Below are 14,479 nucleotides of genomic sequence, written 5' to 3' on the forward strand. Positions count from 1 at the left end.
AAATGAGTGAACAATAAATCTAATATATAACAAATAATTTAAGGATAATATTATGAATAACGATGGACGTATTACCGACCCTAATAACCGCGTAGTGAATGATGATTATGTTGAAGTGGGCGACAGAGAACGTATTATCGATGATAACGATCGCCGCTTAGCAGGCACTGACCGTGATATTAATGGCAATAGAGTTGTCGGTCATGAAAACGATAATATCATCAATGACCATGATGCTATTGACCGTACTGCCGTTAAGCATATGACGAAGGAAAGCAGAGAAGATTTAAACGCCGATCCAATTACAGGTGAGCCAGGTTCACATCCAATTGGTACTGGTATTGGTGGTGTTGGCGGGGCAGCAGCAGGCGCGGCAATTGGTACAATGGCAGGCCCATTAGGTACTTTAATTGGCGGAGCTATTGGTGCTATCGTTGGTGGCGGCGTAGGTCATGCAGCAGCAGAAGCGATTGATCCTACTCGTGAAGAAGCTTACTGGCGCGCAGAACATGCCAATGCCGATTATTACCGTGAAGGTCACGACTTTGACCGCGATTTACACCCAGCGTATGCAGTAGGTTATGCAAATCGTGCTCGTTATCCAGCTGGTGCTCGTTTTGAAGACCATGAATCAGACTTAGAGCGCTCATGGCATGAAGTGAAAGGTGAGTCGCGCCTAGAGTGGAATGAAGCACGCCGTGCCTCACGTGACGCATGGAACCGTGTATCGTAATAAAGCGATGAGTTCATAGATACTGGCTATAAGTCAGGTTAGCCTTAAAAAATGAAGGATAAGTTACGTTTTGTTGAACTGCTTTTTGCTAAACATATAAGTTAAGTTTAACTAATGAGGTATTTAATATAAGTAAGCAAAGGATAAGAAAACTTACTCCTTCATTACTAGAGTTAGTTTGATTGTAGAACTGGCTCTGCTAACTCATAAATATAGTCAGTTTTATGTTATTTTAAAGCTTCCAAAGATGTCTTTGGAGGCTTTTTTAATGTATATTATTATGTATGAATATAGAGTGGTAAAAGGTTATTTTAGAAAATAGCCATTATTAAACAAAGACAATCATCAAAAACAGTTACTCGTAAAAAAGACAATTATTAAAAATAAAAATAATAATAATAGGTAATTCATGGTTAATAACGCTGAAGACAATAGCCCTAAGCAATTTTATATAGCAACGGCCAATTTACTTAATTTTGCTAACCCTAATCGAATTTATTATGAAAACACGCCGGCTTATAGCGATAACGAATACCAGCATAAGCTGCACGGCATTACCGACTTACTGGCAAAGGCCCATGCTGATATTATAGCCGTACAAGAAGTATGGGACAGTCAGGCGCTTGAAGCACTGGCAGTAGGGTTAGGATTCAAACCTGAGCATGTGGTTATTCCGCTGGCAAGTAATGATAAGGCCAGTCCTTATACCCAAGGCAAAGGCGCGCAACATACGCCAGCTGTCGGAATTATTACGCGTTTTGAGCAGTTAGAAAACACTTTGTTAGAACAGGTAGAACCAAAAGCGGTCATTGATATTCCTGATATCGGTCTTTATCAGCGCTTTAATCGTCCGCCGCTTGTATTACGAGTCAATGCCTTTGGACAACCGATTACGATTGTCACCGCGCATTTAAAAAGCAAACGGGCTTTTTTCCTACGCGATGAAAACGGTCAGTTGCTAGAGGATATGGACGATCCAAATATTCGCGTCCGTGCCAAGCTGCGTAGTTTGTGTATGCGCGCCGCAGAAGCTGCCTCTATTCGTATGTCCATTATTGAGCGCCTGCATCATACGCGTGAGCCACTGATTTTATTAGGCGATATGAACGATGTCACCGGTAGCGTGACCACCCAACTGATGAGCGAGACAGGCGAAGTCAATTATGATAAAAGTATGCGCGATGTCGCGTTATTTGACGCCGCTCGTATTCAAGCACGTTATGGCTGGATGAAAGATGTTGCTTATACCCATATTTATCAAGGTATGCCTGAAGTGATTGATCAGCTGTTTGTTTCAGAAGAATTTTTACCTGATAGTAAGTTTTCGCTCGGTCAGGTTGAACGAGTTGACTATTTTAATGACCATTTAAAGTGGGATTATGCCGATAGAGTCATCGATCATGGTATTATAAGAGCGAAAATTAAACTTCACAATTAACCCTGTTTACTTAGTAATTAGTGAGTTATTTTTTAACCTATTCATGTCCCTTGCTTGATAGTTTACAAGCGTTTATCATGCTGCTTCATTTTAGTATAGTAGCGGTGCTATTGGCCCAAATTGCCGGTTGATAGAAAATAGTCCTTCGATTTAGGACAAATACTATCTGATGAAGACTATATAAAGTTAGGGCGTAACCTTAAGAGATTTATGATGATTGAAAATAAAGAAGATAAGATTGAAGATGTACTGGTAGATTCTGAGCTGGCAAAGAAGCTGGTGCCAAATAAATTCAAATTTACCAGTCAACAAGGCCGCGCACGCCGTCAAAAACTATTGATGGGCGCGAAAAAATTGAGTGAAACTCAAGCAATTAACGACATCACTTTGGCAGCTGTCTGCGAAGAAGCGGGTATTCCAAGAGCTTCTGCTTATCATTTCTTCCCTAATATCGAAGCGATATTTTTAGCACTGCGTTTTTTAAATGCCATCGATATTTTAGAAGTGCTGACAACGGTTGAAACGGTTGATTATGACAGATGGCAAGCGTACTTGACCGCGTTGATTGAGCGCTGTGTACAAATATTTGATGAAGATCAAACCAAAGCCAAATTGATTTATGACACCAATACGCCTGATTTTGAAGGGGATAGCTATGGTGAGCATATGGACAATCAAGTGGTGCAATTGGTCTATAAGCGCTTATCAGAGCGTTATGAGATGCCAAAATTAGAAGATATTCAAGATGTATTATTGATTACCTTCAGCATCATCAATGCCATCTTTACGGTTTCTTATCGCCGTCATCAAAGCATTACTGAGAAGTATTTGCAAGAAGCCAATACGGCGTCTATCGCTTATCTGCGTTGCTATCTGCCAGAAAAATTACCGCGTAAAAACCGTTAATTTTTATTGAGTTAGACAAGAGTTTTGAGCCAAATGACGAATATAAAAAAGCCGACATGATGTCGGCTTTTTTTGTGCAATTTTATGAGATTGTATTAATCGTTTAGTGTTTTAAGAGGACATTTAATTTTTATTCATTATCGGTAGCGCTTGACCGTTACAACCGTCATCGCTTGAATCTAAAGGAGCGTATTCTTCATAATAGCGCACGATAAGCGCTTCTAAAGCGACATTCGCTTTTGAATCATGAGTATTTACAAATGCCTCGCGCGCTTGCTCAAGCCAGCGGTCTGCCATCCGAAAGTGACTGTTTGATGATTTCGCGCCACGCTCACACTGGTCGGTAGCTGCCCATATTAATGACACTTCGCTAAAGGCGATTTCGCGTGGCGCGCTATCGATACCGCCACTATCTTTAAGAGCGCTTAACGTTGCCCATAAATCAGGTCGCATGAGCGCAGAAGTAGACGGAATGTCTTCAATAAGTGCAAGCTCTTCAACCTTATCATTTTTTAACGCTTGCAAGATATTTTCTGCCGTTTGGGCAGCTTCCACACCAACGTCTGAGCGACTATTCATACTGTCTTTATGATTTGCATAGTTTAGCCAAGCTTGGGCTTTGTAAGCAAAGTATTGTTGCCGCGCGCTCATGTTTTTTTGTTGATAAGTTTGTAATTCGTTCAGCATGCAATCCATAGCACGCTGCTGTACGCTTTGTGATTTAGAAGGTGCTAGAGTTTTAGTATCGTTGCTGCTGCGACAGTAATCTGCTGTCTTTAATGTATTCTCTTTTGGCGTAAGACTTGTAGTTGATACACAAGAAACCGCTGACAATAGTAACGCAGCTGATAAGACAGTATATAAAGGTTTTTTATAGCCAGTGGCTTGAATGCTAGTGCGAGGCATAAGAACAACCTTATAGTAAGGTAATAAGTATTTCGAGAAAACTAATTTACCGTGGTATTTAAAGATACATTGGCAGATTTTCTTGCAGGTAAAAGTTTAATATTCCAACGGATATAGCGATATTCAGAAAGCGGCGTATTAGTCATTTTTCCAGCTACTTGACGCACTAAGGGTATATCAGCAAAGTTTTTTCCATCGGTACTAGCTTGAGCGCTAGCAGGATGTGCTTCACCAGTAAATGTCATACTTGAAGGAATTGGTAGAGTAATAATTAAGTCATTGATATCTTTGGCTAAAGTATTAGTATAAATGACTTTATACTGGATAATAGTGCCTACTGGAGCAGTTCTGACAGGTATATAAACTACTTTGCCTTGCTTATCACTCACTACTTTATTAGTTGTCAGTTCCATTTTTACTCCATTATTAGCATATCCCAGAGTTAATGAAAGCATAAATAATAAAACTGTTGACAAAATAACCTTTAAAAATCTAAGGCAATTCATAGTATATTTCTTCCTCAATTCTCATATCGCTATCTACTTGCTGACTGTATCAATGTTAAATGAGATATCACCTTCATTATTTAGAGATTATGAGGTAATTATAAGGAAGATGCTATTTAATTATAGGGGTGGTGAATATTTGCTAATCTGTGCAGTTATAAATATGTACGCTTTTGTTTTTATAGCTCTCTACTAGATTATAAATATTTTTTACCAATTCTCTTATAGCAACTCTAAAAAACAGACGAATGGCAGTTTTAGTATGACCAAACACATCAAAATGCTAAATTTAAGTAATGGCTCCGTAAAATAAAACGACTAAACAATATTCTGAAATATCGCAAAAAAAATATCCACTATTTATTTCAGAAATACTTGTCATATCGGCATTTCTCCATAGCTATAAACAAATCCACAATAAGTACCTATAATAGAGTGTCATTATCATTTGATAGTGAGAAGCGCATAGTGGCTATCGTTTAATTTTACAACGGTTTTTATTCGCGCCTAATGCTACTCTACAGTGATATGATTTATTTAGAATTCTCTGTTATAACCCTGAACGTAAATGCAATGCTTAGATGCGGCAAGGAAGTTATAGGGAAGGCATCAAGTCAATCGATTGCTCATTAAGATACGTACCACCCTCTGATTTAATAACACCCTGTTATCGTGCAGGGCTGACTGATAAAAAGGATTAATAAAGATGAATTATTATAAGGATGCTGATAGCACCGAAACCCAAGAATGGCTGGAAGCCTTTGAGTCGGTTATCAAACATGCCGATAAGGATCGAGCGCAATTTTTATTAAAAGCACTATATAACATGGCGGTACAAGAAGGGCTGCCATTTAACCGTCTCGATACCGCTTATATCAATACCATTGCGGTCGAAGATGAGCCAATGTATCCAGGCGACTTGACGATTGAACGTAAAATTCGTGCGCTGATTCGCTACAACGCATTGGCAATGGTCATGCGTGCCAACAAAAATGATGATGATTTAGGCGGTCACTTAGCGACTTTTGCTTCAAGTGCGACCCTTTATGAAACCGGATTTAACCATTTCTTTCGGGCGGCAAGCGACCATTTCGGCGGTGACATGATTTATTATCAAGGTCACTCGGCGCCCGGTATTTATGCGCGTTCTTATTTAGAAGGGCGTTTAGATGAAGAGCAGCTGGATAACTTTCGCCGTGAAGTCGGCGGCAAGGGTCTGTCAAGCTATCCGCACCCATATTTGATGCCAGATTATTGGCAGTTCCCAACCGTGTCCATGGGTTTGGGCCCAATTATGTCCATTTATCATGCGCACGTGCATCGCTATATGGAAAACCGCGGCTTGCTAGAAAAAGAAGATCGCAAGATTTGGACTTTCTTGGGTGATGGTGAAACCGACGAGCCAGAAAGCTTGGGAGCCATTTCGCTTGCCGGTCGTGAGAAATTGGACAATTTAATTTGGGTCGTTAACTGTAACTTACAGCGTCTCGATGGTCCTGTGCGTGGTAACGGCAAGATTATTCAGGAGCTTGAGTCGGTATTCCGCGGTGCAGGCTGGCGGGTGATTAAAGTGATTTGGGGCGGTCAGTGGGACACCTTGTTAGATAAAGATACCACCGGCGTGCTTAAATATCGCATGGAAGAAGCGGTCGACGGCGAATATCAGTTGTATGAAGCGCGTACGCCTGAATTTACCCGTAAAGAGTTCTTTGGTAAATATCCTGAGCTAGAGGAGATGGCAAACGAGCTGTCTGACCATGATATTTCGCGCCTAAACCGTGGCGGTCATGATCCGATGAAGGTCTATGCGGCCTTTAGTGAAGCCATGAAAACCAAAGGCCAACCGACCGTGGTCTTAGTAAAAACGGTAAAAGGCTATGGCTTATCTAATCAAGCACAGGCAGTCAATAAGACACATCAAATCAAAAAACTCGATCATGAAGCTTTGATGTATTTCCGTGACCGCTTTGACTTGCCATTTACCGATGAAGAGTTAGAGACGCTACCGTTTTATCGTCCAAAAGAAGACTCGCTGGAGATGAAGTACCTAAAAGGTCGCCGCGAAGCCTTGGGTGGTCATCTGCCCAATCGCCGTAGTGGTCATATTCCATTAAATATTCCAGAGTTGTCTATTTTCGATCGCGTGCTAAAAGGCAGTAATGGTAAAGAGCAATCGACTACCATGGTGTTTGTGCGTTTACTAGCAGCGATGTTAAAAAATAAAGACATTCAAGATCGCGTCGTACCTATTGTTCCTGATGAAGCGCGCACCTTTGGTCTAGAAGGTATGTTCCGCCAATTGGGCATTTATTCAGCTTCTGGACAGAAATATACGCCAGAGGATAGTGAAGCTTTAATGGGTTATAAAGAAGCCATCGATGGTCATATGTTAGAAGAAGGCATTAACGAAGCGGGCGCAATGAGTACATGGATTGCTCTGGCAACCAGTTATTCTGTCAACGCCTTGCCGATGATTCCACTGTATATTTATTACTCTATGTTTGGCTTCCAGCGTGTTGGCGACTTGGCATGGGCAGCAGGTGACTGTCAGGCGCAAGGTTTCTTACTTGGCGCAACGGCTGGCCGTACCACGCTAAACGGCGAAGGCTTGCAACATCAAGATGGTCATTCACAGATTTTATTTAACGTCGTACCGAACTGCGTGACTTATGACCCTTGTTTCGGTTATGAGCTGGCAGTGATTATGCATGATGGTCTACGCCGCATGTATGGTGAGGGCGAGCGTGTTTATTATTACTTAACCTTAATGAATGAAAACTACGAACAACCTGCCATGCCAGAAGGTGTCGAAGAAGGCATCAAGCGTGGTATGTATTTGCTAGAAGACAATGGTTCAAGCCAAGTTCAGCTATTAGGTTCAGGCGTTATTTTACGTGAAGTGCAAAAAGCGGCGAAAATACTAAAAGATGAGTTTAATATCTCATCTAACGTCTGGAGCGTGACCAGCTTTAATGAGCTAACCCGCGATGGTATGGCTTGTGATGATTATAACCGCCTGCATCCAATGGATGAAGAAGTGGTGCCATGGGTGACCGAACAGCTTGCTCCGCACGAAGGTATCGTCGTCGCAGCGACCGATTATATGCGCAATTATCCAGAACAAATCCGCGCGTGGTTGCCTGACAATCGCCCTTATACGACTTTAGGTACTGATGGCTATGGTCGCTCAGACACTCGTGAACAATTACGTAGCTTCTTCCATGTCGATGCCGCGCACATTGTGGTTGCGACACTTAAGCGCTTAGCTGATGAAGGTGAAGTTGAGATGCGTCTGGTAAAAGATGCGATTTCAAGCTTTGGTATCGAAGCGGATCAACCGCCTGCATGGCAACAACAGCCTCATTATGATCATTTCCCAGATGCCCCAGGCCCTGACAATGTACATCCGAACCCTGTGCCAGAGTTTGTCAGTGAAGATGATGACGAAATAAGCAGCGAAGGCCGCGCAGAAGATCCGGCCGATGCCGCCTTACTCAATGATGACGACGTCAAAGAATAGCCCAAAGACAAGGCAACAATAATATAAGGAGAATTACGGATGGACATTAAAGCCCCCGATTTGGGTGTTGATAGCGCCGAAGTCAGTGAGATTATGGTCGAAGTTGGCGACGTTATTGCAAAAGACGACAATATTATCTTATTAGAATCTGATAAAGCCTCAGTAGAAGTACCAAGCTCGGCTGCCGGTAAAGTCACTAAAATTAGCGTGGCAGTTGGCGATCAAGTCAGCGAAGGCATGGTGCTCATTGAGCTTGAAAGCGATACTGATGCTGACAGTGAAATCGAAAGCGACAGTGACAGCCAAATCACTAACGCTGATACACAAAACAAAACAGACGCTGCTGCCGACAAACAAAGTGAAGCGCAGGATAATCAGCAAGCAGATACTAATCCAGCTGAGGAAAATACTTCTCAACCAGCAAACCAAGCAGGCGAGCAAGCAGGAAAAGCAACCACGCATGCTTTGCCAGACTTAGGTGTTGATGAAGCGCAAGTGTCTGAGATTATGGTCAGTGTCGGTGATATGGTCACGGCGGATCAATCCATTTTGCTCATTGAATCTGATAAAGCGTCGGTCGAAGTGCCAGCACCAGAAGCAGGCAAGGTTGAAAAAATATTGGTGCAAGCGGGTGATATGGTCGCCAATGGTCAAGACTTTATCGTGATTATTGGTGAAGGTTCAGAGAGCGGCAGTAATAATGCTAGTGAATCTAAGGCTGATACTTCTGAGACGCAAGCGTCCAAGCCAGCTGAAGCAGAAGATAAAAGCGCTGATTTAGACCAAAAAGCCAACAAGCAAACGACTGGTGAGCCTAAACAAGCCGCTAAATCTACGACTAATACTAGCGCTGCAAATGCTAAGCTAACCGAATCGCAAGTCAATGAAAAAATGGTCGATATTTATGCCGGTCCTGCCGTGCGTAAACTTGCGCGTCAGCTAGGCGTTGATATTACTCAAGTGACGGGTTCGGCGCTTAACGATCGTATCTTAAAAGAAGATTTGTTTGCCCATGTAAAAGACAGCTTAAGCAAGCAAAAAACTGCGCCTACCAGTAGTAGTACTGTAAGCTCGAGCCTGCCAAGCTTACCTGATATGAGCAATGCTGAGATATGGGGCGAGAGCGAAGTACAAGATTTAAGCCGCCTACAAAAAGTCTCGATACCGCAGCTCAATTACAATACTTTGCTGCCGCAAGTAACGCAGTTTGATTTGTCAGACATCACGGAAACTGAAAAGTTACGTGGTGAGCTCAAAGGCGCTATGAAAGCGGAAGGTATCGGCTTCACGATTTTAGCTTTCGTGGTTAAAGCAACTGCTTATGCATTAACCCAGCATCCGCGCTTTAACAGTCATTTGAGTGACGATAATACCCAAATTATCTTACGTAAAAGCGTCAATATGGGCATTGCGGTTGCGACGGATGATGGCCTGATTGTACCTGTTATCAAAAATGTGCAAGATAAAGGCTTAAAGCAAATCGCCATTGAGATAGGTGAGCTTGCGGTCAAAGCGCGTGATAAGAAGCTCACGGCTAAAGAATTACAAGGCGCAAGCTTTACCATCTCTAGTCAAGGTAATCTAGGCGGTACGGCGTTTACGCCACTGGTAAATTGGCCGCAAGTAGGTATTTTAGGGGTATCAGAAGCCAGTATGCAGCCGCGTTGGAATGCTAGTAAGCAATCTTTCGAGCCGCGTCTGATGTTGCCGTTATCTTTATCTTACGATCATCGGGTGATTAATGGCGCTGATGCTGCGGTATTTACCCGTTATATCGCAAGCTTATTGGCAGATCCACGCCGCATTTTGCTATAGGCTTGCTTATTCATTATAATTAGATATATTGTTAAAAGGACTGTCTGCGGATGGTCTTTTTTATATCTCATTTATGAATGAATAAAAGATATTTGCAGACACAAAGAAGCCAGCTATTAAGCTGGCTTCTCTTATTTATGGCGTTCAGTTTATAGCAATGGACTATATTAGAACTGTTTTACGAAAGCAACGCCATATACCCAAGGGCTGATATCTACTTCACCAAGTTCATACTTAGTTCCGTCAATATTTAAGCTAGCATCGGTTTTGATGTCCATATAACGCGCATCAATACGGAAAGACTCAGTAGGCGCAAATGGTATATCTAGACCAATATGACCAGCAACACCAACGCTATCATCAAGATCTAAATCGGCGCCGTTAGAAATTTTTTCTTTAAAGAAAGTGGTGTAGTTCACACCAACACCAACGAATGGCTTTACATTCATAGGTAGGTTATAGCCATCGAAGTGGTATTGTAGAGAAAGAGTAGGTGGTAGATGCTGAGTTTTGCCTGTAAGCAATTCGTTACCAGTAGCATCATTTAAAGTGAAATCATGATGAAATGGAATGGCTGCTAGTAGTTCAACACCAACGTTATTGGCGATAAAGTATTCGCCACTGATGGTTGGGCGTACATCGCCATCAACATCGACATTCGCAACTAAACCAAGATCAGTGTTTGCTAAAGTACCGTTATCACTTTTAGGGTCAACATAATGTGCGCCAGCAGCGATAGACCAAGTACCAGCAGGTACCGCAAAAGCAGTGGTCATAGTAAGGGCAGTTGCAGCAGCTAAAACTAGGGATTGTAGTTTCATCGTTAAGTTCCTCAACATAATAGATGTTATTGGTCAGTTTCTAATGAGGGATGGCATTAGTGACCATTAGATAATGTTAGAGTCAGAATATAGCTGGTAACATTATTTCTCTATTATAATACAAAAACCTCACGAGGAGTAAGGTTTTAAATAGGAAGTTAGCTTAATTGTATTTTATGTTACAGTCGTGACGGATTTTATGGGTTAAATTACTCTTTCTATTTTTAAATGCTTGTCTTATGCTACATTTGCGTTTTTAAACATTAGTATTAAACAATGACATGGATAGAAGGATAGAAGGATAGAAGGATAGATTGGATATTATGCTCGGTTATTGTAGTAACTCTCCGCTGCGCTGCGAAAATGCCCGCTCAATTAAGCTTTTAAACCAAATAGATGCCTGTTGTCCTAAATGTGGCTTGTTTTTATTACCAGCCCAAAACTTAAGCAATCAATTACGAGCGGATGAGCGTTTTTTACGTTTGATATTTTTTGTCACGGCGCTGCTATTAGTAATCGCGACCTACATTTATTACATAAATTTTGTATAATCATAACGTCTGAAGCAAAAATTGCGATAAATTGTTTAAAAAACCCTCATTGATTCTGCAAGCGCAACTACCTTTTTGTTGATATCTCCCACCTGATTTTTATCACATAAAACCGGTATTACACCACATAGGGACGGCATGCTATTCCAATCTATTCGGCGCTTGCGTCTTTTCGTCTATAACATTTTGCAAAACGATGAGCATGACACGCTCTTTAGTCGTTATGTCGATTACTTTCTCATTTTTTTGATTATGGCGAACGTCACGGCGGTTATCGCTGAGTCGGTTGACAACTGGTATTACCCGTATCAAGCGTATTTTACGTGGTTTGAAAACTTCTCTATCGTGATCTTTTCTATCGAGTATTTACTGAGGTTATGGAGTGTCGCTGAAGCCAAACCCAACAATACCACGTGGCGTCAGCGCTGGGATTGGCTAAAAAGTCCGTCGGCGTTGATTGATATCATTGCCATTGCCCCCGCATTTTTGAATTTCTTTGTCAGTATCGATTTGCGCTTCTTACGTATTTTGCGCCTGTTTCGAATTCTGAAACTCACCCGTTATTTTGCCTCCCTGCGTATTTTATTGGTGGTTATCAGTAAGGAGAAAGGCTCGTTTCAAGCGGTTATTTTTATCTTAATCATTATGATTGTGACGGCGTCAAGTGGCATTTATTTGGTCGAAAACCACGCTCAGCCTGAAGAGTTTGAGTCGATACCCAAAGCTATGTGGTGGGCGGTGGTCACCCTGACGACGGTAGGTTACGGCGATGTCACACCTATCACCAATGCTGGTAAGATATTAGGTGCACTTATCACCATACTCGGCGTTGGTCTTGCGGCTTTGCCAGCGGGTATCTTGGCGACGGGTTTGGCAAATGAGCTCAGTCAACGCCGAGAAGAGCTCGAGCAAGATTTTCGCGAACAACTGGTCGATAGTGATTTTGATTTGGTGCAAAATCAGATGATGATTGAAAAGATTCGCCGCGAGCTTGGATTGGATAAGGAGCAAGCGCAAGAAATCGTACTGCAAGTACTGCGCGAAAAAGAGCTTGAGCGCCGAGAAAAGGAAGTGCGGCAAAAGAATTTTTGTCCGCATTGCGGTGAGCCGTTAGAATAAGAGGAGTATGTAAAAATTCTTATTTAAAAAGAACAAGGGTAAAACGTTAATTAGCGTTTTACCTTTTTTTTAATCGATAGGTTTTTTAACTGATGTATAATCAATCTAATATTGGTTATGTATCAGTTATACATAGCTGGCGTAATCGGTAGAGCGCGTGCCAATTCATGCGCCACTTCTTGCGCGGCGGTTGCTAAATCTTTTGCAGGTAGCGGTAGATTTTGCAAGGTCAAATGCCAATCGTCCACTTCTCGCTGCAAGTGTGCCGCCCAAAGTGTTACACAGTCGCGTGGTAGCTGCTTTAAATTAACCTCAAAAACGCGGTTGCCTTCATCATCGCTTAAATGAATCTCACCTTTTTTGACTCTGCTAAACGGTAGGTCGTGGTAAGAGTTAGCGATTAAGGCAATGTGAGTGATATGCGCGGGTATTTTATCCAAATAAATTCTGATTTGCTCTTGGTCAAGGGGCGCAAGATACATCGCTTGTTCACCGCGGTCCTTACCGTTGAGACTATCGCCTTGATGTTTGACGGATTCTGCTTTATCCCGTAGCTGCTTAAACCAAACGATATCGCTGATGGTGCAGTTGTCGTTATATAGTACGCAGGCCAAATCAATATCAATCGCGCCTTCATTTTTCTTAAAGCGTTTTTTTAGGTTTTTAAATAAGCCTTTTTGCTCAATCTTGGTAAATTCATAATTGAGCGCAAAAAACAATGTCCCCGTGTCTAAACCCAGCCCTCTTAAACTGTCTGAAAGTAACGGTGATGGGGTAGTGGCTGACATAATATTCCTTTTGGACTTTTAATTTCGTATTAGGTTTTTAATTAAGATAAACGTTGGCGTATTGGGTACAGCGGTTAAATTTTTATCATCGTTAATAGTTATCATAAGTAATCATTCGCTGTCTTTTTATTGTCGCTATGCATCATTGATGGGTTTGTCTAAAACCGCTTGATATAGGAGCGCAGGTTTGGCGTCTAATAGACCGCTACCAAAGCCGCGTAACCACCAAACCAGCTGCGAGGTTAAGTTGACGGTTGCGCGTATGGTTAGGGTTCCATCACTATTGATGATTACAGTTTGATCGTCACTCAGCTTGCTTTCCGTTAAGCTTTTGCCCGCTTGTTTGGTAAATTGTAGCTCAACTGCGGTATGTTTGCCACGATCGGGTAGCTGGCTAAATAGAGGATGGCTAAAGCCCATGCCACCTGCATCTAAATAGTTATCGAGGTGGAAATTATCAGGGGTTTGAGCCGCGCTTTCTAGTATCTCAACGCTGGCAAAGCGGTGAAGGGCAAAGGTACGAATAATTACGTCTGGGTCATCGGTACGCGTCGCCAATAAGTAAATAATCACCCCACGCTGGATGATGGCAATGGGATTTAGAATGTATTCGCTGGCTTGTGATTTATCGCTACGAGTATAACTGGCTTTTATTTGTAGTTGATAAAACAACGCATGATAAATATTGTCTTTACTTTCCAAATCAATATGTGGCGCAATTAAGGGTTGCGAGGCAGGCTCGATACGTACCCTATCAATCCATGAATGGGTGACTTTGCTGTTTTTAAGCTGCCGGCGTGCCAAATCAAACCAAGGAAAAAGCTCATCTAAAATAACCGGCGGCAGCAGCTGGCTTAGATTGGCTTCGACCATATTAAAGGCAACCGCTTGCGATAAATTCATATGCGGCAGACTTTGCAGCGGCGCATCGTCTTTCCAACGCCAACCTTGCGGATTGGCATTGTTTTTTTCGATAGGAAAGCGTTTGGCAAGGGCATTTAAATCGCGTTGCACGGTGCGCAAACTGATATCAAAACCTGCCAATTTAAGCTGCTCGTAGACATGGGTGGTGCCTACCCAGCGATTGCGCTGCAACTGCGACAATACTTGCCATTGCCGCGCCGTCGTTGCGGCACCATGGCGATTATCTGCTGCTTCCTCAGACGCTTTATTATCTGTCACAACTTCTTCATTTTGCGCAGCTAATTCTTTCGTTACTTCTTTAGTCACTAGAGCAGTTGCTTGCTTATTATTAGCTGCTTGCGATTGAAGACCATCGGCGTCAGTAGAATGTACAGTCATTAAAGATAACCTTTATTCAGTCACGAGTTTAATTTTTATAAGGGTATTATTTATGAATACAGCTTATTAAAACA

Annotated in this window: 11 protein-coding genes; 6 read left to right on the forward strand and 5 right to left on the reverse strand. The window is 42.2% G+C overall.

Going from position 1 to position 14,479, the window contains the following annotated elements; genetic code table 11:
- Nucleotides 1-262 precede the first annotated feature (262 nt).
- The 3 genes from A7325_RS03935 (at nt 263) to A7325_RS03945 (ending at nt 3,077) form a co-directional block, all read left to right on the forward strand.
- A complete protein-coding gene (locus A7325_RS03935; protein WP_225211729.1) occupies nt 263-733 on the forward strand; it encodes a glycine zipper domain-containing protein in 471 nt (156 codons plus the stop codon).
- Between the two features lie 409 nt (nt 734-1,142).
- Nucleotides 1,143-2,171 (forward strand): endonuclease/exonuclease/phosphatase family protein, encoded by a 1,029-nt coding sequence (locus A7325_RS03940; RefSeq protein ID WP_068404843.1) that lies wholly within the window; start codon nt 1,143-1,145, stop codon nt 2,169-2,171.
- A 213-nt stretch (nt 2,172-2,384) separates the two neighbouring features.
- Nucleotides 2,385-3,077 carry a TetR/AcrR family transcriptional regulator gene (locus A7325_RS03945; RefSeq protein ID WP_068404845.1) on the forward strand — a complete coding sequence of 231 codons (693 nt, stop codon included), beginning with the start codon at nt 2,385-2,387 and terminating at the stop codon, nt 3,075-3,077.
- 123 nt (nt 3,078-3,200) lie between these two features.
- Here A7325_RS03945 and A7325_RS03950 read toward each other — a convergent pair whose 3' ends face one another.
- Nucleotides 3,201-3,983: a hypothetical protein gene (locus tag A7325_RS03950; RefSeq protein WP_068404847.1), complete on the reverse strand. Its 783-nt coding sequence runs from the start codon at nt 3,981-3,983 to the stop codon at nt 3,201-3,203.
- A 41-nt stretch (nt 3,984-4,024) separates the two neighbouring features.
- Entirely contained in the window at nt 4,025-4,396 is a 372-nt protein-coding gene (locus A7325_RS03955) for a hypothetical protein (RefSeq protein ID WP_223808581.1), read from the reverse strand.
- A 799-nt stretch (nt 4,397-5,195) separates the two neighbouring features.
- Here A7325_RS03955 and aceE point away from each other — a divergent pair.
- Both aceE and A7325_RS03965 read left to right on the forward strand, forming a co-directional pair.
- Nucleotides 5,196-8,009 carry a pyruvate dehydrogenase (acetyl-transferring), homodimeric type gene (aceE, locus tag A7325_RS03960; RefSeq protein ID WP_068404850.1) on the forward strand — a complete coding sequence of 938 codons (2,814 nt, stop codon included), beginning with the start codon at nt 5,196-5,198 and terminating at the stop codon, nt 8,007-8,009.
- A gap of 39 nt (nt 8,010-8,048) precedes the next feature.
- A complete protein-coding gene (locus tag A7325_RS03965) occupies nt 8,049-9,824 on the forward strand; it encodes a 2-oxo acid dehydrogenase subunit E2 (protein ID WP_068404852.1) in 1,776 nt (591 codons plus the stop codon).
- 167 nt (nt 9,825-9,991) lie between these two features.
- On the opposite strand, the gene A7325_RS03970 is transcribed toward A7325_RS03965, so the two are convergent.
- Nucleotides 9,992-10,645 carry an OmpW/AlkL family protein gene (locus A7325_RS03970; protein WP_068404854.1) on the reverse strand — a complete coding sequence of 218 codons (654 nt, stop codon included), beginning with the start codon at nt 10,643-10,645 and terminating at the stop codon, nt 9,992-9,994.
- 689 nt (nt 10,646-11,334) lie between these two features.
- Here A7325_RS03970 and A7325_RS03980 point away from each other — a divergent pair.
- On the forward strand, nt 11,335-12,315 hold the full coding sequence (locus A7325_RS03980) for an ion transporter (protein WP_068404857.1): 981 nt from the start codon (nt 11,335-11,337) through the stop codon (nt 12,313-12,315).
- A gap of 122 nt (nt 12,316-12,437) precedes the next feature.
- Here A7325_RS03980 and A7325_RS03985 read toward each other — a convergent pair whose 3' ends face one another.
- Entirely contained in the window at nt 12,438-13,103 is a 666-nt protein-coding gene (locus A7325_RS03985; protein ID WP_068404859.1) for a TerD family protein, read from the reverse strand.
- Between the two features lie 135 nt (nt 13,104-13,238).
- Nucleotides 13,239-14,405, reverse strand: a complete 1,167-nt coding sequence (locus tag A7325_RS03990) for a helix-turn-helix transcriptional regulator (RefSeq protein WP_068404861.1) — start codon at nt 14,403-14,405, stop codon at nt 13,239-13,241.
- Nucleotides 14,406-14,479 lie beyond the last annotated feature (74 nt).

The organism is Psychrobacter sp. SHUES1 (assembly GCF_001652315.1).
In the GTDB taxonomy this organism is placed as follows: Bacteria; Pseudomonadota; Gammaproteobacteria; order Pseudomonadales; family Moraxellaceae; genus Psychrobacter; species Psychrobacter faecalis.